Source organism: Halorussus salinus, assembly GCF_004765815.2.
Classification (GTDB): Archaea; Halobacteriota; Halobacteria; order Halobacteriales; family Haladaptataceae; genus Halorussus; species Halorussus salinus.
In genome coordinates, this window is record NZ_ML974127.1 from 1310944 (window position 1) to 1330014 (window position 19071).

The 19071-nt window shown below is 68.3% G+C and carries 17 protein-coding genes; 4 read left to right on the forward strand and 13 right to left on the reverse strand.

The window, feature by feature from the left end:
* Nucleotides 1–24 precede the first annotated feature (24 nt).
* A complete protein-coding gene (locus EPL00_RS06645) occupies nt 25–1056 on the forward strand; it encodes an NAD(P)-dependent alcohol dehydrogenase (protein ID WP_135851244.1) in 1032 nt (343 codons plus the stop codon).
* Between the two features lie 12 nt (nt 1057–1068).
* On the opposite strand, the gene EPL00_RS06650 is transcribed toward EPL00_RS06645, so the two are convergent.
* Both EPL00_RS06650 and acs read right to left on the reverse strand, forming a co-directional pair.
* A complete protein-coding gene (locus tag EPL00_RS06650) occupies nt 1069–2199 on the reverse strand; it encodes a phosphotransacetylase family protein (RefSeq protein WP_135851243.1) in 1131 nt (376 codons plus the stop codon).
* Between the two features lie 13 nt (nt 2200–2212).
* Nucleotides 2213–4324, reverse strand: coding sequence for an acetate--CoA ligase alpha subunit (acs, locus tag EPL00_RS06655; RefSeq protein WP_238398138.1), 2112 nt, complete (start codon nt 4322–4324; stop codon nt 2213–2215).
* A 218-nt stretch (nt 4325–4542) separates the two neighbouring features.
* On the opposite strand from acs, the gene EPL00_RS06660 reads away from it, so the two are divergent.
* Entirely contained in the window at nt 4543–6081 is a 1539-nt protein-coding gene (locus EPL00_RS06660) for a phosphoenolpyruvate carboxykinase (ATP) (RefSeq protein WP_135851241.1), read from the forward strand.
* Between the two features lie 42 nt (nt 6082–6123).
* Here EPL00_RS06660 and EPL00_RS06665 read toward each other — a convergent pair whose 3' ends face one another.
* The 11 genes from EPL00_RS06665 to EPL00_RS06715 form a co-directional block, all read right to left on the reverse strand.
* On the reverse strand, nt 6124–6768 hold the full coding sequence (locus EPL00_RS06665) for a DUF6338 family protein (RefSeq protein ID WP_135851240.1): 645 nt from the start codon (nt 6766–6768) through the stop codon (nt 6124–6126).
* Between the two features lie 213 nt (nt 6769–6981).
* Nucleotides 6982–7203 carry a YgaP family membrane protein gene (locus EPL00_RS06670; protein WP_135851239.1) on the reverse strand — a complete coding sequence of 74 codons (222 nt, stop codon included), beginning with the start codon at nt 7201–7203 and terminating at the stop codon, nt 6982–6984.
* Nucleotides 7204–7328: 125 nt separating this feature from the next.
* Nucleotides 7329–7757 carry a GIY-YIG nuclease family protein gene (locus tag EPL00_RS06675; RefSeq protein WP_135851238.1) on the reverse strand — a complete coding sequence of 143 codons (429 nt, stop codon included), beginning with the start codon at nt 7755–7757 and terminating at the stop codon, nt 7329–7331.
* A gap of 33 nt (nt 7758–7790) precedes the next feature.
* Nucleotides 7791–8207, reverse strand: coding sequence for a DUF4149 domain-containing protein (locus tag EPL00_RS06680; RefSeq protein ID WP_135851237.1), 417 nt, complete (start codon nt 8205–8207; stop codon nt 7791–7793).
* Between the two features lie 96 nt (nt 8208–8303).
* Entirely contained in the window at nt 8304–8654 is a 351-nt protein-coding gene (locus EPL00_RS06685) for a hypothetical protein (protein WP_135851236.1), read from the reverse strand.
* A 65-nt stretch (nt 8655–8719) separates the two neighbouring features.
* On the reverse strand, nt 8720–9196 hold the full coding sequence (locus EPL00_RS06690) for a YbaK/EbsC family protein (protein WP_135851235.1): 477 nt from the start codon (nt 9194–9196) through the stop codon (nt 8720–8722).
* A 142-nt stretch (nt 9197–9338) separates the two neighbouring features.
* On the reverse strand, nt 9339–9878 hold the full coding sequence (locus EPL00_RS06695; RefSeq protein ID WP_135851234.1) for a hypothetical protein: 540 nt from the start codon (nt 9876–9878) through the stop codon (nt 9339–9341).
* Between the two features lie 97 nt (nt 9879–9975).
* On the reverse strand, nt 9976–11370 hold the full coding sequence (locus EPL00_RS06700; protein ID WP_135851233.1) for an MFS transporter: 1395 nt from the start codon (nt 11368–11370) through the stop codon (nt 9976–9978).
* 40 nt (nt 11371–11410) lie between these two features.
* Nucleotides 11411–12952: an alpha,alpha-trehalose-phosphate synthase (UDP-forming) gene (locus tag EPL00_RS06705; RefSeq protein ID WP_135851232.1), complete on the reverse strand. Its 1542-nt coding sequence runs from the start codon at nt 12950–12952 to the stop codon at nt 11411–11413.
* A gap of 167 nt (nt 12953–13119) precedes the next feature.
* Nucleotides 13120–14121 carry a carbohydrate kinase family protein gene (locus tag EPL00_RS06710; RefSeq protein WP_135851231.1) on the reverse strand — a complete coding sequence of 334 codons (1002 nt, stop codon included), beginning with the start codon at nt 14119–14121 and terminating at the stop codon, nt 13120–13122.
* A 411-nt stretch (nt 14122–14532) separates the two neighbouring features.
* Nucleotides 14533–15315: a sugar phosphate isomerase/epimerase family protein gene (locus tag EPL00_RS06715; RefSeq protein WP_135851230.1), complete on the reverse strand. Its 783-nt coding sequence runs from the start codon at nt 15313–15315 to the stop codon at nt 14533–14535.
* 26 nt (nt 15316–15341) lie between these two features.
* Here EPL00_RS06715 and EPL00_RS06720 point away from each other — a divergent pair, with 26 nt between their 5' ends.
* Both EPL00_RS06720 and EPL00_RS06725 read left to right on the forward strand, forming a co-directional pair.
* Complete coding sequence (locus tag EPL00_RS06720; protein WP_238398139.1) at nt 15342–16133, forward strand: cupredoxin domain-containing protein; 792 nt, start codon at nt 15342–15344, stop codon at nt 16131–16133.
* A gap of 76 nt (nt 16134–16209) precedes the next feature.
* Nucleotides 16210–19035: a COG1361 S-layer family protein gene (locus EPL00_RS06725; RefSeq protein ID WP_135851229.1), complete on the forward strand. Its 2826-nt coding sequence runs from the start codon at nt 16210–16212 to the stop codon at nt 19033–19035.
* Nucleotides 19036–19071: the final 36 nt, after the last annotated feature.

Consider the following 19071-nt stretch of genomic DNA (forward strand, 5'->3'; position numbering starts at 1 on the left):
GGCCTCCGCGACGAACGACGAGCCATGCGCACGGCAGTCCTGAGCGAACCGGGCGAACTCGCGGTCGAGGAGCGCCCCGACCCCGACCCGGCACCCGACGAGGTGCTGGTCGCGGTCGGCGAGGTCGGCATCTGCGGGTCGGACCTCCACTACTACGAACACGGCCGAATCGGCGACTACGTGGTCGAAGACCCCTTGATTTTGGGGCACGAGAGCGCGGGCGAGGTGGTCGCGGTCGGCGACGAGGTGTCCGGCCTCGAATCCGGGGATAGGGTGGCGCTCGAACCGGGCGTCCCCTGCCGCCGCTGTGCCCACTGCAAGCGCGGCGAGTACAACCTCTGTCCCGACGTGACCTTCATGGCGACGCCGCCGGACGACGGCGCGTTCGCCGAGTACGTCGCGTGGCCCGCCGACTTCGCCTACCGACTTCCACCCGACGTATCGACCCGCGAGGGCGCGCTCTGCGAACCGCTCAGTGTCGGCGTCCACGTCGCGCGCCGCGGCGACATCGGCGTCGGCGACTCGGTGCTGATTACCGGCGCGGGACCCATCGGCCTGCTGGCGATGGAGGCCGCTCGTGCCGCCGGAGCGACCCGAATCTTCGTGTCCGACGTGGTGGAGAGCAAACTTGACCGGGCCGAGGAGCGCGGCGCGGACGCGACCATCGACCCCCGCGAGGAGGACCTCGGCGAAGCGGTCGCTCGGCACACCGGCGGCGAAGGTGTCGATGTCGTCGTGGAAGCCTCCGGCGCGGAGTCGGCAATCGCTGGGTCGCTCGACGCGGTGCGGCGCGGGGGCACCGTCGTCTTCGTCGGTCTCGCCGACGAAGCCGAGGTGCCCCTCGACGTACTGGACATCGTAGACAACGAACTCGACGTTCGCGGGTCGTTTCGCTACCGGAACACCTACCCCGCGGCCATCGACCTGCTGGCCGACGGCGAGGTGGACGTGGAAGGCATCGTGGACTTCGAGATGGGTCTCGGGGAGGTAGACGCCGCGTTCCGGCGCGCGATGGACCCCGAGACGGTGAAAGGGATGGTGACGATAGAAGAGTAGGTACTCGTCTGCCTACTCGGCGTCGTCTTCGTCGCCCGACGAACCGCCGTCACCGACCGCATCGGTCTCGCCGTCGCCGACGATGGCCTCCACGTCGGCGTGGTCGTGGAGGAGTTCGGCCATCGTCTCGACCGTCTCGGCGTCGCGCGTGCGACCGCTCCGAATCACGTCCTCGGCGCGCTCGACGGTCGTCAGCGTGTCCGACTGGACCAGTAGGACCGGTACGCCCTTCTCCTCGGCCTTGCCGATGACCGCGCCCGGCGGGCGGTAGCCCCCGGTCAGGATGAGACACTTCACGCCCGGCGCTTCCAGCGCGACGCGCTGGAGGTCGGGGCGGTCCCCGCCGGTGATGAGCGCGGCGTCCTTCGTCCGACGGAGGTGTCGCAGGGCCGAGTCGCCCGACATCGCGCCGACGAGGAACCGCTCCACGAAGGCGTCGCCCGGCGCGCTGTTCAACTGCTCGGCCGATAGCTCCTCGGCGAGTCCGTCCACGGTCACGCCAGCGAGTTTCTGCTCGCGCGGGACGACCCCCAGTACGGGGACTCCTCGGCCTTCGAGGAAGGGGACGACTTCGGTGTCGAGGCCGTCGAAGTTGCCCTCTTGGACGGCGTTGAACAGGACGCCGAGGAGTCGGTCGTCGCCGCCCGACCGCACGTCCTCGGCGGCGGCGGCCAGCACGTCGTCCACGTCGCCAGCCTGCGAGTACTTCGAGAGGAGCAGGACCTCGGCGTCCAGCAGGTCGGCGACTTCGGGGTCGGTCAGGCCCACGATGCCGCCCGTGGTGAGTTTCCCGCCGCCCTCGATTATCATCAGGTCCTTCTCCTCGGCCAGACTGTCGAAGCTCTCGCGGACCTGCTCGCGGAGTTCGTCGGGGTCCTCGCGGCCCTTGATGGCCTGCTCGATGAAGGTGGGCGAGTAGACGACCGGTTCGAGGTCGTGCATCTCGGCGTCCAAGCCGAGGAGTTCCCGCGCCAGCATCGGGTCCTCGTCTAAGGTCTTGCCGACGTTGCTCTGGAGTCGGGTTCCCTTGGGTTTCATGTAGCCGACCGAGAGGCCGCGCTCGGCGGCCAACTCGGCCAGCGCGAGCGCGACCGCGGTCTTGCCTGTACTCTCTTCGGTCGCGGTTACGAGTATCGTTTTCATGATTCGGTAATCCTCATAGTTCGTCGGTGTCCACGGTCAGTCGCACGTCCACGGCCTGCACGCCGTCGGGTCCCGCGACGAGGGGGTTCACGTCGAGTTCCAGAATCGCGGGGAAGTCGGTCACGAGTTGCGAGAGGCGCTGGAGGCTCTCCACGATGGCCTCGCGGTCGGCGGGGTCCCGACCCCGCGCCCCGCGCAGGAGCGGTGCCGACCGAATCCCCTCGACCATCTCTCCGGCCTCGCGCTCGCTCACGGGCGCGACGCGGGTCTCGGTGTCCTCCAGAATCTCCACGAAGATGCCCCCGAGTCCGAACAGCAGGAGCGGGCCGAACTGCGGGTCGCGGTTCATCCCGATGATGGTCTCGGTGCCCGAGTCGAGGTCCACCATCTCCTGCACTTGGACGCCAAGAATCTCGGCGTCGGGTTGGTAGTTCCGGGCGCGAGTCACGAGGTCCTCGTAGGCGTCGTACACGTCCTCGGGCGCGACGCCGACCTTCACGCCGCCGATGTCGGACTTGTGCAGGATGTCCGGAGAGACGATTTTCATCACCACGTCGCCCGCGATGTCTTGGGCGGCGGCGACGGCCTCCTCGGGGTCCTCGGCGATGGTGCCCTCGGGCGTCGGAATCCCGTAGGCGTCCAGCAGGTCCATCGCCTCCACGCCGAGGCGGTTGTCGCCGCGCTCCTCGGCGCGGGCGAGGATGTCCTCGGCGCGTTCGCGGTCCACGTCGAACTCCGCTGGCTCGTCGTAGTCGCGCTGGCTGATGGTCCGGTAGCGCGAGAGCGCGTCGAGGCTCCGGACCGCGCGGGCCGGGTCGAAGTAGTTCGGGATGCCGCCCTCGCGCAGTTTCTCCTTGGCGGACTCGGTGCGCTCGCCGCCCATCAGGACGGCGGCGACCGGCTTGCCGTGTTCGGCCTGTAGGTCGGTGATGGACTCGGCGAGGTCGTCGAAGTCGATGACGGCCGTGGGTGCAGACAGGACCACCGCACACCCGACGTTCTCGTCGGCCAAGGCGATGTCGAGGGCCTCCTCGAATCGCTCGATGTCGGCGTCCCCGATGGCGTCGATTGGGTTGTAGATGTTGGCCTCCTCGGGCATCGCCTCGGAGAGTTCGGCCAAGGTCTCGTCGGTGAACGACGCCAGTGAGAGGTTCGAGTCGCCCACCGCGTCGGTGGTCATGACGCCGGGACCGCCCGCGTTCGTCACGATGGCCACGTCGTCGGACTCGGGAAGCGGTTGGCCCGACAGAATCTGAGCGAAGTCGAACAGCTCTTGGACGTTCTCGACGCGGAGGACCCCGGCCTGCTCCAGTCCGGCCTCGTAGGCCTGCTCGCTCCCCGCGAGCGTACCAGTGTGCGACGAGACGGCCTGCGCGCCCGCCTCGGTGCGTCCGGATTTCACCATCACGATGGGCGTGTCGTCGGTCGTCTCGCGCGCGGCGTCGATGAACTCCTCGCCGTTCTCGACGCCCTCCAAGTAGCCCAAGATAACGTCGGTGTCGGGGTCGTCGCCCCACGCGTCCACGAAGTCTGTCTCGTCTAACACGGCCTTGTTGCCCAGCGACACCACGTCCTTGAAGCCGATGCCCTCGTCGTTGGCCCAGTCGAGGACCGCGGTGATGAACGCGCCCGACTGGCTCATGAAGGAGATAGAACCCGAGAGCGCGTTTTCGGGGCCGAAGGTGGCGTTGAGTCCGGTCGGCGTACTCATCACGCCGAGGCTGTTCGGGCCGACGAGGTTGAGGTCGTACTGCTGGGCGACCTCGGTCAGTTCCTGCTCCCGACTCGCGCCCTCGCTCCCGGTCTCGCCGAACCCGGCGGTGATGACCACCACGTTGCGCACGTCGGCCTCGCCGCACTGGCGGACCGCATCGACGGCAATCGACGGCGGCACGACGATGACGGCGAGGTTCAGTTCACCCGGTACGGAGTCCACGTCGGGGTAGCAGTCCAACCCCAGCACGTCGTCGTAGTTGGGGTTCACCGGAACGGTCTCGCCCGCGAAGTCGGCCTGCAAGTTCTGCGTAATCGCACGACCGATGGACCCGTCGCTCTCGGTCGCGCCGATTACGGCGACTCGCTCGGGCGCGAACAGTCCCGACAACCCTCCTGTATTCTCGTCCACGCCCGAAAGTTGGCCCGATTCGCGCTTAAAAGTGGTGTCCCGTTTCATCGCGGCGGGAATCGACGAGTACAACCGCGACCTACTCGGTCACAATCGACGCCATCCGGCGTGAAACTGAGATTATTTACTCACATCCGAAATCAAAAATCCGGAGTACAGCCCCCGAGGAGCGCGTAAATGGTGCATAATTATACGTCCGGGTACTCTGTCTCCACTCGATGTCAGAATCCGGGAAGACAGTTCGGTCGCTGGAGACAGCACTCCCCGACCCTGTCGAAGCGGGCAACGTACTCTACGACCCGTCGCTGGACCGACTCCGCGAGTTCTCCTCGCATCTGGAAACGACCACCGAGTTCGGGTCGCCGTCGTACGTCAGCGACGAGCGGTCGCGCAACGCCGACCGGACGAAGAACGCCGTGGACGACGAGTTCGGCCCGGCCGACTACGCGCGCGTCGAGGAGGCCGTCGAAGCCGCCAGCGAGCGCGAGATGGTCTGCGTGGACCGCCGGATGGGCCGCCACCCCGACCACTCGTACGTCTGTCGGCTCCTCGTCACGAAGGAGTACGCTCGCATCGCGCTGGCGTGGTCGAAGCTCTTCGAGCCGGTCGAGAGCGGCGACGCCGACGGCGCGGACGCCGCGCCGGACCCGGACTTCGTGACGGTACAAGTGCCCGACGCCGACGAGACCGCCATCCGCGTCCTGCCCGACGAGGGCGTCACCGCGGTCCTCGGGAGCGACTACACCGGCGAGGCCAAGAAGTCGTTCCTCCGACTGTTCATGTACTACGCGAAACAGCAGGGCGGCCTCGGTCTCCACGCCGGGAGCAAGCGCGTGCGCTTGCGAGACGACGCAGGCGACTTGAAGGAAGTCGGCCAAGCGTTCCTCGGCCTGTCGGCGACCGGCAAGTCCACCCTGACCGCCCACGGCCTCTGGCTCGACGAGGAATTGGGCGAGGAGGCCACGATGCTCCAAGACGACGTGTGCGCGCTCCGCCCGGACGGAGCCATCGCCGGGAGCGAGGGCAACGGGCTCTACGTCAAGACCATCGGACTCGACGCCGACGAGCAACCCGCGATGCACGACGCCGTGACCGACGAGTCGGCGGTCTTGGAGAACGTGGACGTGGCCGACGACGGGACGGTCGATTTCGACAGCGACCGCCACACCTCGAACGGGCGCGCGGTCATCGAGCGCGAGCAGTTGTCGTCGGCGGGCGAGGACATCGACCTCGACGGCGTAGACCAGATTTTCTTCATCACCCGCAACCCCGTGATGCCGCCGGTCGCCAAACTGACCCCCGAGGAGGCCGCCGCGGCGTTCATGCTCGGCGAGTCGGTCCAGACCAGCGCGGGCGACCCCTCGAAGGCGGGCGAGTCCATCCGCGTCGTCGGGACCAACCCGTTCATCGTCGGGTCGAAGGGCGAGGAGGGCAACCGCTTCCGGGACCTCGTGGCCGACCTCGACGTGGACTGCTTCGTCCTCAACACCGGGGACCTCGGCGGCCGCGACGTGGGCGTCGAGGAGTCCGTGACGCTACTGCGGGAAATCGCCCGCGGGACCGTCGAGTGGACCGACGACGAGGCGACGGGCATGACGGTCCCGAGCGAGGTGCCGGGGATGGACGTGTCCGAGTACGACGCGGCCGCGAACGTCGCAAATCTGGACGAGAAACTGGCGAAACTCCGGACCGAGCGCCGCACCCACCTCCGCACCTTCGAGGAGTTGGACGACGACATCGAGGACGCGGTGTACTGACTTCGGCTGCCCCGTTTCCGTCGGAACGCGCCCTCAGCCGAATTAGTTTCTGTCGGATAAATCCAAATCCAAATCCGTGTCGAAGAAGATGCTGGAGATGGCGTTTTCCCGGACGTACACGAACGCTCCGTTGGTAATTCTATCGGTGATTCGACCATCTTCCCGGCGGATAGTCTGTGGATACACCAGCAGTAAGTCCCGCATGTCGTTGGTCGTCCCGATAGCTCCGAGGTAGCCCTGGATTTCGTCGCCAGCGTCGGTATTAACGCGGACTTCGATAGGTTCCTCCGCGTTTCTCGCTTTCTTCATGAGGTAGTTCCACGTCGGTTCCGGAATATCCTTGCTGAGTTCCCTGATGTTTCGATTTCGGACGACCGTGCCGGACACGACGCCGAGACCGCTAGCGACGAGCAAAAGTAACGGAAACGCGACAGCGAGCGATTCTATCGTCAGAACCACGTTCGGCCAAACCAGACGCGATTGTGTAATAGACGTGAGAGTCGTATAGAGGAAGTAGAGAACCGAGATCGAGACCCCGCTCCCCAAGAGACTCCAGAGTGTCTTCTCGAACCGTTTGAGCGGAATCGTGACGTGTCCGATGAGTCGAGCGGTCGCGTAGGCGACGTACCCCGGAACGAGACTCAAGAAGACTACGATGACCTGTACGGTCGGCGCGGTCACAGCCATAAAAGAATGCTCAATCGTCCGCTTCGGCCTTTTCTTCTTCAGTCTGCTCGTCTGCTTCTTCCCGTGGGTCGGAATCCGGGGTATCAGAAACGTACAATCGGGCGACGAAATCGGAAATCCCGTTCGAGTAATGTAACATCCCGTTACACTATACTAGCCCGACATAGTATAAATATTATCCCAATTTAAATTAATAAGTCTAGGTGGGCCGGTTCAGTGTGATTTCCGCGAGCAGGTGTCCACGCCCAACAGCGCGTAGAGGCCGCAAAACTGCGTGGCGGCGTTGAACAGGAGCGCCGCGCCCGCCACGATTCCGACGATGCCGAGACCGCTGTAACCGAGGAGCATCCCGCCGCCCGCCAGCGCGAGCAACGCGACCCCGAGGACTGCGCGAGCGATTCTGTCCCACTTGCCGACGTTGCGCGTGAGTGGCATACCTCCGTCTCGGGACCGGAGACAGTTAACTCTACGTCGGACCGAAGCGCCGAGCGCCGGTTCGCGGCGGTCATTCGTCCGCCGACTCGTGCGCTCGCCGGACTGACCGCGCTAACTCCTCGCGGTCAGTCGTCCGCCGACTCGTGTGCTCGCCGGACTGACCGCGCTAGCTCCTCGCGGTCGGGCGCGAACGTCAGATGCGACTCGCAGTCGCAGTCCGACGCCCCGAGACCGGCGACCGATTCGGTCGCGCCGTCGCCCTCCTCGACTTCTCGGCTGACCTCGCACTCCACATCCGCGCTCGCTGTTTTCACCACGTCCGCGATTCGACTCGCCGGGTGGCCCAGTAGGTAATCGACGTGCCAGTGGCGCGCGTCGCGCTCCCCGGCGGCGAGTTCGCGGTGGCGCTCGACGCGGGCGAACCCGCCGGTCCCGAACGCGCTCCCGGTGTAGGCGTACCACCCCGCGGACAGGTCGCGCTCGCCCGCCGCGCCGAACGCGACGCTGGCCGGGGCGTCGAGTTCTACGAGCAAGGTATAGGTTCCTTTCGACATTGTCTGTCTATTCTCTAGCAACTAGCAGTCACTTTAGAGGTGCGAGACGACCAGTCCGACCGCGATGGCGAGCATCGTGACGCCGTTCAGCGCGACCGACTGCTTGTGGTACTGGGCGAAGGCGTCGTCGCCAGCCTCCTCCATCTTCGGGATGAGGACCTGCCGCGCGTAGAGGTTCAGCGCCACGCCGACCAGCGGGAGCGCCGCGAGGAGAACCCCGTCGTAGGGGCCAACGCCGTGGACCAGTGCCGCGGCGAACGCGACGAAACCCAGCGCCGTCCCGAACGAGTAGTACTTCGGGAAGATGGCGTTGACGACTCGTCCGGCGTCGTCGCCCAACACGTCGAAGGTCGTCGGCGCGCCGACGAACGAGAAGAAGACGATGCTCCCGAGCCAGACGCCGAGGCTCGCGTCCAGTAGGGTGGCGAGCGCAGTTTCGAGGAGACCCATGCGCGAGGCTTTGGACGCGCGGAAAATCAAGGATTCGGAAGCGGTGGCGGTTTCGGAAAACCGAACCTCGGCGAGTCGGAGCGGCCGAGAGTCGCATCAGTCCCGGTGTGCGGCCCTCGACGCGAGGAGCAAGAAGGCGACGACCCCGACTTGCGACACGACGATGGGAGCGGTCGTGGCGTCACCGTGACCGAAGTGGTCGGCGAGCGCCAGCGGACTCACGCTCAGGCCAAACAGGCCGACCGCGTAGCCGAGTCTGTCCGCTCGCTCCTCGAACTGTAGGCTCCGCCCGAACAACGAGAGGTCGAACGCGGCGTAGAAGTACGCGGCCCCGAAGTACACCGCCGCGAGTCCCAGCGCGACGAACCAGTCGGCGACGAGAAACAGGTGCGTCCCGACGCCGACCAGCGACCCGCAGAGCGCGGCGAGCGGGAGCGACCGGTCCATGTCGGCAGTACCGAGCGTCGTCGGAAAGGCTTACCGGTCGTTTCGCCGGTCCGTCGCGCGACCGGTCACTCCGCCACGTCCGCGACCTCCGCGTCGGACAACTCCCGAAGCGTCTCCGGGTCGATGGGGAAGACCGCTTCCGGGGTCCCCGCGGCGGCCCACACCGTCTCGAACTCCGTCAGCGTCCGGTCGAGATACACCGGCACGTCGGCGTCGTGGCAGAACGGCGGCACGCCGCCGATGGACCACCCGAGCGCGGCCTTGATTTCCCCGGCGTCGGCCATCGCCACGTCGCTCTCCGTGAGGTCGAGAAGCCCCGCGAGTTTCGCCTCGCTCACGCGGTTCGCGCCGCTGGTCACGACCACGACGAGTCGGTCGTCGGCCCGCATGGCGATGCTACTGGCTATCTGGGCCACGTCGCAGCCGACGGCCTCGGCGGCGTCCGCGGCGGTCTTGGTCCCCTCGGGGAACTCCTCCACGTCCACCTCGAATCCGTACTCGCGTGCGGCGCGGTCGGCGAACTCCTCGGCTCGCTCGTGCATGGCCGTGAGTTGTGATGCCACGGGTCAAATATCTCCGGGTCGAGGTGAGACTCGCTCTCGGAGCGGATTCGGGTCCGAATCCGGGACAGCCCGGACGACCGCTACGCCCGCCGGTTTCGTTCGGGACTCCCGCGGCGTCGGCTCACCCGCCGACTCCGGCCTCGTCGGTTCCCGGCGCGGACTCGACGCCCGCAATCGCGGCGTACACCCCGCCGAGCAGGACGCCGTAGACCAGATGCGCCACGCCGAGGACGACCGGGAACGTGAACTCGCCGACCAGTCCCGGAATCGGGAGGAGCGGCACCGGTAACTCCGTCGCACCGACCGCGTTCAGACCGACCGGGAGCAGGAACCCGCCGGTGAACACGCCGAGCGCCGCGCCGTAGCCCAGTCCGAGGCCGACGAGTTCGGTCGCCGTCGTCGTGTACTCGGCCAGTAGCGGTCGGGAGACCACCGCGACGAAGACTAGCGCGAAGACGACGCTGTTGAACAGGTGCGCGACCCACCCCGCGAGAACCGTCGGGTAGCCGTAGAGCGCGCCGACCAGCGCCATCGTGCCCGCGCCGAACTGGACGACCAGTCCCATCCCCACTCCGGCGACGAGTCCGGCGACGACGCCGCCGCCCCACGTTCTGAGCCACCGCGGCCGCGCTACGGTCGATGCTGTCGGTTCTGCTGTCATCGTCCTCCGGACCGACTCTCGACGCGCAGCGATTTAGATGCTTGCTAACGTTTCACAATACCGTCGAATCGGTCGGCGTGCGACGAACGCGCGGTCGTCAGTCGGTCCCCGACTCGCTCCCCGACGAGGGCGATTCGTTGCCCGACGAAGCCGATTCACTCCTCGGTGAGGACGACTCGCTCCCGTCGGCCCCGGCCCCCGAATCGCCCGCCGAGAGTCCGCGGAGCGCGACCACCGCGGCCGCGCCGACAGCGACTAATCCGCCCGCGACGGCGAACGCGACGCCGTAGCCGAAGTTAGCGGCCCAGCCGCCGAGCAGACCGCCGACGCCGCCCGCCGCGGCCACCAGCGCGGCGTGGACGCCCAGCGCCTCCCCGCGGACCGACGGCGGAGCGAACCGCGTCACCAGTCCGGTTCCCGTGACGGCGATGACCGCCCACGTCACCCCGAGGAGGGCGAAGACGACCCCGCTCGCGGTCAGGCCGACCACGCCCGCCGCGGTGCCGACGACTGCGACCGCGGGGAAGGCCGCGGCCCTGACGCCGAGCGCGCCGCTCTGGAACAGTCGGGCGTCGAAGCGGTCGCTCAACTCCCCGACAGCGCCGTAGCACAGCGCCGACGCGAGACTCGTCGCGAGGTAGAGACCGAAGGTGGCGTCGCCGCCGTAGCCCGCCGTCGAGAGGTACGCCGGGAGCGGTGCCCAGAACGCGGCGAACCCGGTCGAGAACAGCGCGACCGCGAGGAAGTACGCCGTCAAGCGCGGCGTGAACCGCGCGAGGAGCCGTCGGGGGCGAATCCCGAGCGTCGTCCAGTAGAGCCGATTCGGCGTGAACGGGAACGTCGCGGTCTTGGCGTTGCGCCGACTCCGCGAGAGGAGTCGGGCGATTCGTCTGCGCTCGCTCCGCCCGAGTTCGGTCGCCGCCGCCGGGACCGACGGCACCCACCTCGCGGCCGCCGCCGCCGAGACCGCCGCGAGCGCCCCGCAGACCGCGAACAGCCAGCGACGGGCCGCGAGCGGCGAGGCGAACACCGGCGCGAGGACGCCGAGCCAGACGGTGCCGAGGACCAGACCGCCCGCCCAGCCGTACCCCTGATACGTGTTCAGTTCGGCGATGCGGCGCGACCACGCCGACTCCGGCGCGTCGGCCACGACCAGCAGAGTCAACACCGGGCCGCCCGCGGCGGAGACGAACCAGAGGAGGGCGTTGAGCGCGAGGACCGCGTTCACCGACTCGACCAGCGGAATCGCGCCGAGCGAGGCCGCGACGCCGACCAGACTCCCGACGACGACCGCTCGGCGGTTCGCGGTCCGGTCGGCCACCCGACCCCACAGGAGCGCGCCGGGCGTGCCCAACAGCGCCGCGCTTGCCGCGAGCAGGCCGAGCGCCACGGGGTCGCCCCCCAATGCGACGACGTACAGCGGAACGAGAAGCGAGGCCGCGCCGAGCGCGACCGACCCGAGTCCCCACGCGTACAGCCAACGGAGTTCCATCGGAAAAATCCACGAAAGCCCGTCACGTAAAACCCCGGAATCAGGCGGATTCGGCGCTGTCGTCCCGGAGCGCGGCGACGGTCGTGAAGATGTCGTCCATCCACGCGTCCAAGTCGTAGGCGGTCACGAGTTGGCGCATCTGGCGCATCCGGTTGCGCCGTTCTTGGGGCGAGTCGGTTATCGTCCGGTGGATGGTGTCGGCGAACTCCTCGGTTGCGTAGGGGTTGATGGTGTAGGCGTAGTCGCCCAGCGTCTCGTCCACGCCCGCGAAGTCCGAGAGGACCAGCGCGCCCTCGTTGTCCAGTTGGGCCGCGACGTACTCCTCGGCGACGAGGTTCATCCCGTCCCGGACCGAACTCACCAGCGCGAGGTCGGCGTGCCGGTAGAGACCGTACAGCGCCGCCGCCGGAAGCATCTCGGTGACGCTGACCACGGGCTTCCAGTCGTCGGTCCCGAACCGCTCGTTGACGCGCTCGGCGACTGCCGAGACCTCTCGCTGTAGCTCCTGATACGCCGGAATCTCGCTTCGGCTCTCGCTTGCCTTCTGGACGTAGACGAACTCGCCGCGGTACTCCGGATGCTCGTCGAGGAAGTACTCGATGGCGCGGATGCGCTCGGGGATGCCCTTCGTGTAGTCGAGGCGGTCCACGCCGACGGCGACGACGGCGTCGTCGGCGATGGCGCGCTCCTCGCGGAACTCGTCCCAGAACCGGTCTGCCTCGTCACTCCCCGCCAATCGCTCGATGCGCTCGGCGTCCACGCCCATCGGGAACGGTTTGACGAGCGTCGGCGAGTCGCCCCGGTGGACCACGCCAGCGTCCCAGTCCACCACCGCGTCGTCGAAGCAGGCTTGGACGCCTTCGAGGAACTGCGCGCAGAACCGGCCGACGTGGAAGCCCAGCAGGTCGTTGGCCAGCAATCCCTCCATCAGTTGCTCGCTCTGCGGACAGACCCGAAAGTCGTCCCACGTCGGCCACGGGATGTGCCAGAAGTGCGCCAGCGTCACGTCGTCGCCGCGCCGGTCCCGGACCATCTTCGGCGCGAGACCGAAGTGGTAGTCCTGAAACCAGACCAGCGACCCCGACTCGGCCTCCCGACTCGCCGCCTCGGCGAACCGCTCGTTGACCTCGCGGTAGCGGTGCCAGAATCGGGGTTCGTAGGTGATGCGCCCGCGGTCGCTGTGACAGAGCGGCCACAGCACTTGGTTGCTGTAGCCGTAGTAGTACTCCTCTATCTCGTCGTCGTCCAACCAGATTCGCTTGAGGGTGTAGGAGGGGTCCTCGGGCGGGACGCGAACGCGGTCCTCGTCGTCCACGACCTCGCGGTCGGCGTCGCCGTCGCCCCACGCTATCCACGTCCCGGACGCCCGTTGCATCACGGGGTCGAGACCCGCGGTGAGGCCGCCGACGGGCCGGTCCACGACTATCTCGTCGCCGTCGTAGGAGTGGCTGTAGGGTTCCCGGTTCGAGACGACGAGGAGGCCCTCAGTCGGGGCCGCGCCGCCGCCCTCGTCGTCGGTCGGTCGCTCGTCCGTCGATTGCCGGTCGGTCGCTCGGTCGTCGCTCGATTGGTCGCCTGTCATGTCGAAAAGTCGGAGGTTGCGAGTCGGGGGTTCGAGGCCGGTCCGGCCGCGGTCGGTGAGCGCATGGACGTACAGCAACGACGTACAGCGTCTTTTCGTTTTGGGTGCGAAAGCCGGGACTTCGGCCGATTCTCGCCCGCCCGTCCGTTGGCAACCTCGGGGCGTCCTCACTCCCGGAACCGCCGGACCTCCTCGCGCGTCGGTAACGCCGTCATCGCGCCCGGCGCGGTAGTCGTGACCGCCGCCACCGCGTTGGCGAACCCGAGGAGGTCCGAGAGCGAGAGGTCGGTCGGGTCCGCTCGCCCGCTCGCTCGCTCGCCGGTTCCGGTGGCGAACGCGGCCAGCGCCCCGGCGGTGAAGGCGTCGCCCGCGCCGGTGGTGTCTTCGACCGACTCGACCTCGTAGCCGCCGTGGGAGGCCGCGCCGGACCCCCACGGGGCCGCGTCGGTCGAGCGGGCGAACGCCCCCGCGTCGCCGAGCGTCAGCAGGACGGTGTGGGGTCCGGCGTCTGAGACCGCCGCGGCGAGGTCTTCGGGCGATTCGCCGGAGAATCCGGCCGCGTCGAGGTCTTCCGGCGTAGCCTTCACCACGTCGGCGTACCGGAGCATCTCGCGGACCTCCTCGGCGAACTCGTCGTCGGAGTCCCACAACTCCGGGCGGGCGTTCGGGTCGAAGACCACGGTGCAGTCGCGCTCGGTCGCGCGCTCTGCGAGGTCGAGCGTAGCCGCGCGGCCGGGGTCGGCCGCCAGCATCACGCCGCCGACGTAGACCCACGACACCGAGTCCAACGCCTCGTCGGGAACCCCGCCGGGTTCGACGCGCGTGTCGGCGGTTCCGTCGCGGTAGAAGGTGAACGCGCGGTCGGCGTCGGCGTCGTGGCTGACGAACGCCAGCGCGGTCTTGGCGTCGGAATCGCGCTCGACGAACCGGTCGGGGACGCCGAACGACGCTAGCGTCTCCGCGAGGAGGTCGCCGAAGGGGTCCTCGCCCACGCGAGTCCAGAACCACGGGGAGGCGTCGAGTCGCGCCAGCGCGACCGCGACGTTGGCGGGCGCGCCGCCAGCGCGCCGCGAGAAGTTCTCGACGCCCGCGAGCGGGCCGGGGCTGTCGGGCAGGAAGTCTATCAGGGCTTCGCCAGCGACGAGGAGTTCGGGGTCGGAGTCGGTCATGCGTTCGACCATTCGGCGGCGCGCCGAAAAGGATTCGTCGGTGGCAATCGTCGCCGACGCCCCGACCGCGAACGAGGCCGCCAGCTATCGACGCGCGAACTGTTACAGCCACGGAGACGCGAACTGTCACCGACCACCGAATCGCGTATCTTCGCAGACCACGGGATGCGCCGCGTCTGCGCTCGCGCAGAACTGCGCGAGCGCAGATGCACGCGGGGAGGTTCGGGGCGCGGTGCTGTGCGGTTCGCGGTTGCGGTGCTGTGCAGTTGTGGTCGCGGTGCGGTTGCGGTAACTCCTTTTTGTCGGCGACAGTGCAGTTCGCGGTCGCGGTGCAGTTCGCGTCGCAGTAGTTCCGCTGTTCAAGACTGCAACTGACGTTCTCGACTCGTCAGACGCTCCCGACCGGTTCGATTACTTTTCGAAGCGCCCGAGAACGTCGTCCAGATACTCCTTGCTCACGCCGATGTAGCCGTACTCCAGCGTGAACACCTCCAACGAGAGCGTCCCCGCCCAGTCGTCGGGGAGCGCGCCCAGTACCTCCTCGAAGTCGATGGTGCCCGAGCCGAACGGCAAATGTTCGTCTTGGGCCTTCCGGGTGTCGTTGAGGTGAAAGTGCGAGATGCGGTCGGCGTGGCGGGCCACGAACTCCGCCATCTCGGCCGAGTCGAGTCCGTCCACGCGAGCGTGGCCCGTGTCGAGGGTCATCGCGGCCTCGGTGTCGGCGAGGAGGTCCGGGAAGTTGCCGGTCGAGAAGGCTCCTCGGGGGATGTTCTCGAAGCAGACCTCGAACTCGTCGGGCGTTTCGGCGTCCACCTCGCGCACCGAATCGAGGAGTATCTCCCGGAGGTCGGCGTCGTCCCACGCGGGACCCCACGCCTTCGAGGAGGCGTGGGCGACGCCCTTCTCCGCGCCCATCTCGGCGGCGGTCTCGCTCGCGGCGACGAGTTCCCGAATCGCGCCCTCGCGGACGTGTTCGTAGGTCGAACCGATGTCGAGCGCGAACGGGAGGTGGACCAGCAGGTCGAGGTCCCGGTCGGCGGCCGCCTCGCGGACCGCCGCGGGGTCGAGGCGCTGGCGCTCGTGGTCGCCGTCCATCAGCAGTTCCACGAAGTCGAACTCCAACTCGGCGGCCACGTCGAAGGCCGTCTCGTAGTCCATCCCGAGTTGGGTGACGAAGCCGGTTCGCTCGTTCATGGCGGAGCGACGACCGCCGGACGGTAGTGGTTTTCGGGGCGCGAGCGAGCGTCGCGGACGAGGCGAGACGCCGCGAGGTCCGCGGACTCTCCGACTGTGAGCCGTGGGTTCTCGAACTCCGGCCCGTGGACTCTTGGGGACTCGCGGCCTCACTACCAGAGGAGATGACGGGGGACTCTTCGCCAGCACCGCGCGGGGACTCGGCCGAGGCCGGGGGAGAATCGGAACCCGACGAGAGCGGCGGCGACGGCGTGACTCGCCGGGCGTTCGTCCGCACGAGCGGCGCGGCCGCGGGGATGGGCGCGAGCGCCCTCCTCGCCGACGACGCCGCGGCCCAGACACAGACCTACCGGTTCGGCGGCGAGGTGGCGGCGTGGCAGGGTCGCGCACCGGCCGCAATCGAGGGGCAGTCGAACCCGACCGTCGAGTTGGAGGCGGGCCGAGAGTACGAGTTCTGGTTCGAGAACCTCGACGGCCAACCGCACAACATCGTGATTCAGGACGCCGACGGGAACGCCATCGTCGAGAGCGAACTCGTCTCCGAGGAGGGCGCGACCGCCTCGGTGACGTTCACCGCGACGCCAGCGATGACCACCTACATCTGTACGGTCCACCCGACCACGATGGTCGGCGACCTGACCGTGACCGGGCAGGCGGAGGGCGGCGGCGAGAGCGGCGGCCTCTTCGGCACGCTCCCGTTCGGCGCGCTGGTCGTCCTCGGCGTCATCGCGCTGGCGCTCGTCTCGCCGGTGCTGTTCGCGCTGTTCCTCTTCTCGCGCGGCGGCAGCGGCGGGGACGAAACGACGACCAGAACGTAGTCAAGCGGTCGTTTCCCGACTTCAAGCCGCGACGACCGCGTGGGGCGTTATTGTCCCTCGGCACGGAGACGAGGGCATGAAAACCACCGCCCTGCTGGTGGTCGGACTGGTGGTCACGGCGGGCCTCCTCCCCGCGGTCGGCCCGCCCGGAAGCGGACCGACTGCCGAAAGCGGACTGGACACCGAAAGCGGACCGGCCGTCGGAAGCGGACCGACCGCCGGAAGTGGACTGACCGCTGGAATCGGGCCGACCGCCGGAATCGGGCCGACCGCCGGACTCGGCTCGGCGGTCGCACGCGCCCAAGACGAGGGCACGGTCGTCGGTCGCCCGAACCTCGAACTCTCGGCGACCGAGAACCGATTCGGACCGGGCGAGCAGGCCGTCTTCGAGGTGTTCGTCTCGAACAACGGCGACCTCGACCGCGGCGGTCCCTCCGAGTTCGAGGAGCGCGTCACGACCGCGCGGAACGTCCGACTGGACATCGACGAGGAGAGACTACCGGACGAACTCGCGGGCGAGCTACAGGTCGAGACCGGCGAGGTCTTCGCCGGGAGCGTCCCGGAGGGCGTCTCGGGACCCTTCGGGTTCAACGTCGAGATTTCCGAGTCCGTCGAACCCGGAACCTACGAGATTCCGGTCGAAGTGACCTACGACTACACCAGTTTCGTGCGCTACGGGCCGAACCGCGCGCCGGAGTACGGCGACAACCAGCGAACCCAGACCGCCTACTTCGAGGTCGTCGTCGAGGACCGCCCGCAGTTCGACGTTCGCGCGCAGAACCTCACCCCGATAACGGCGGGCGACACCGCGACCTACCGACTCGAAGTCACGAACGAGGGAACATCGCCCGCGACCGACGCTCGCGTCCAGTTGTCGGTCGCCAACTCCTCGGTCTTCTTCGGCGGGGGAGACAACCCCCAACAGCAGACCAGCGTCTTCTTCCGGCGTATCGACCCCGGCGAGACCGAGACGTTCACCGTCTCGGTCGGTGCGAGTCAGGACACCGCGCCCGGCACGTACCTCGCCGACGCCTCGGTCTCGTACACGAACCCCCGAGGAGTCCGCGAGCGGTCCAGACCGCTCACGTTCGGGGTCGCCGTCGGGGGTGAGCAGACCTTCGCGGTCAGGGATGTCTTCAGCACGCTCCGGGTCGGCGAGACCGGCGTGGTCAGCGGCCGCCTCGTCAACACCGGCGAGACCAACGTCTCGGAGGCGGTGGTCGTCGTCGGTGGCGACAACCCCAACTTCCGGCCCCGCGAGACCGAGTTCGCGGTCGGGGACCTCGCGGCGGGCGAGTCGGCCAACTTCTCGTTCCGCATCGACACCGCGAACGGGACCGACGCCGGGCCGCGGCGCATCCCGTTCCGAGTCCAGTACCGCAACGCCGAGGGCGACCAGCGGACCAGCGACCCCATCGACGTGCCGGTCGCGGTCGCGCGCGAGCAGACCTTCGACGTGGCCGCGACCGCCTCCGGACTGCTGGCGGGCGACAGGGGGACCGTCTCGGGGACCGTCGTCAACACGGGCGAGACCAACGTCTCGGACGCGGTGGTCGTCCTCCAGACGCAGGACTCGGGACTCCAACCGATAGAACGCGAGTTCGCGGTCGGGGACCTCCCGCCCAACGCGTCGGCGAACTTCGCGTTCGAGGTGGCGGTGCCCAACGAGTCGAACCCCGGCGTCCGGCCCGTCTCGTTCCGGATTCGCTACCGGAACGCCGACAACGAGATTCGCTACTCCGAATCGTTCGACGCCGCGGTGTCGGTCGCGGGCGAGCGCACCTTCGCGGTCCGGGACGTGAGCGCCGACATACAGGTCGCCGACTCGGGGACGGTTTCGGGGACGGTCGTCAACACCGCCGACGTGCCGGTCTCGAACGCGGTGGTCGTCTTCGGCGGCGGTTCGGGCCTCGTCCCCCGCGAGCAGGAGGTCGCGGTCGGCGACCTCGACCCCGGCGAGGAGACCGCCTTCCAGTTCACCGTGGACGTGCCCAACACCTCCGACCCCGGCCCCCGACAGGCGACGTTCTTCGTGCGCTACCGGAACCGGAACGGCGACCTGCGACTCAGCGAGGGTCTCGACGCTCGCGTCGTCGTCGGCGACGAACAGACCTTCGGCGTCGAGAACGTCACGGGCACGCTCCGGGTGGGCGAGACCGGCGAAATCGCCGGACAGGTCACGAACCGAGGAGCGCGCGCGGTCTCGAACGCGGTCCTCGTCCTCCAGACGAACAACCCGAATCTGGACGCCCGCGAGACCGAGTACGCGCTCGGTCGCCTCGGCCCGAACGAGTCGGTCCCCTTCGAGTACACTATCGACGTGAACGGCGAGGCCGAACCCGGCCCGCGGCAGGTCAGTTACCGCGTGCGCTACCGGAACCGCGACGGCGACCTGCGGGTCAGCGACGCGATAGACGCCCGTATCGCGGTCGCCCCCGAGCGCGACGAGTTCCGGGTCGAACCGGTCAACGCGTCGCTCCCGGTCGGCGGTTCCGAGGTCATCGAGGTCCGGGTGACCAACACCGCCAACCAGACGCTCCGGGACGTGGAGGCGAAACTGTTCGCCAGCGACCCCCTGTCCAGCGACAACGACGAGGCGTTCGTCTCCCGACTCGACGCGGGCGAGTCCACGACCATGAAATTCCGGGTCGCCGCGGCGGGCGGGTCGATTCCGAAGGTCTACCCCGTCTCGGTCGATTTCACCTACGAGGACGCGCGCGGCGACACGGTACTCTCCGACACCTACCGCGTGCCGGTCGAAGTGACCGAGCGCCAGCGCCGCGGACTGGGCCTCCCGACCGGCGGCATCTCGCCGATACTGGTCGGTCTCGGCGTCGCGGTGGTCCTGCTGGGCGCGCTGGTCTGGTGGAAACAGGAGGCCATCGCGCGACTCCTCCCGTGAGCGCGGAGCGGGTCGGGAGCCGCGACCCACTGGGAG

Bases quoted from the DNA above. Each gene is read 5' to 3' on its own strand.
- EPL00_RS06645 (WP_135851244.1), top strand. From the start codon at position 25: ATGCGCACGGCAGTCCTGAGCGAACCGGGCGAACTCGCGGTCGAGGAG.
- EPL00_RS06650 (WP_135851243.1), bottom strand. From the start codon at position 2,199: ATGAAAACGATACTCGTAACCGCGACCGAAGAGAGTACAGGCAAGACC.
- EPL00_RS06660 (WP_135851241.1), top strand. From the start codon at position 4,543: ATGTCAGAATCCGGGAAGACAGTTCGGTCGCTGGAGACAGCACTCCCC.
- EPL00_RS06665 (WP_135851240.1), bottom strand. From the start codon at position 6,768: ATGGCTGTGACCGCGCCGACCGTACAGGTCATCGTAGTCTTCTTGAGT.
- EPL00_RS06670 (WP_135851239.1), bottom strand. From the start codon at position 7,203: ATGCCACTCACGCGCAACGTCGGCAAGTGGGACAGAATCGCTCGCGCA.
- EPL00_RS06675 (WP_135851238.1), bottom strand. From the start codon at position 7,757: ATGTCGAAAGGAACCTATACCTTGCTCGTAGAACTCGACGCCCCGGCC.
- EPL00_RS06680 (WP_135851237.1), bottom strand. From the start codon at position 8,207: ATGGGTCTCCTCGAAACTGCGCTCGCCACCCTACTGGACGCGAGCCTC.
- EPL00_RS06685 (WP_135851236.1), bottom strand. From the start codon at position 8,654: ATGGACCGGTCGCTCCCGCTCGCCGCGCTCTGCGGGTCGCTGGTCGGC.
- EPL00_RS06690 (WP_135851235.1), bottom strand. From the start codon at position 9,196: ATGCACGAGCGAGCCGAGGAGTTCGCCGACCGCGCCGCACGCGAGTAC.
- EPL00_RS06695 (WP_135851234.1), bottom strand. From the start codon at position 9,878: ATGACAGCAGAACCGACAGCATCGACCGTAGCGCGGCCGCGGTGGCTC.
- EPL00_RS06700 (WP_135851233.1), bottom strand. From the start codon at position 11,370: ATGGAACTCCGTTGGCTGTACGCGTGGGGACTCGGGTCGGTCGCGCTC.
- EPL00_RS06705 (WP_135851232.1), bottom strand. From the start codon at position 12,952: ATGACAGGCGACCAATCGAGCGACGACCGAGCGACCGACCGGCAATCG.
- EPL00_RS06710 (WP_135851231.1), bottom strand. From the start codon at position 14,121: ATGACCGACTCCGACCCCGAACTCCTCGTCGCTGGCGAAGCCCTGATA.
- EPL00_RS06715 (WP_135851230.1), bottom strand. From the start codon at position 15,315: ATGAACGAGCGAACCGGCTTCGTCACCCAACTCGGGATGGACTACGAG.
- EPL00_RS06725 (WP_135851229.1), top strand. From the start codon at position 16,210: ATGAAAACCACCGCCCTGCTGGTGGTCGGACTGGTGGTCACGGCGGGC.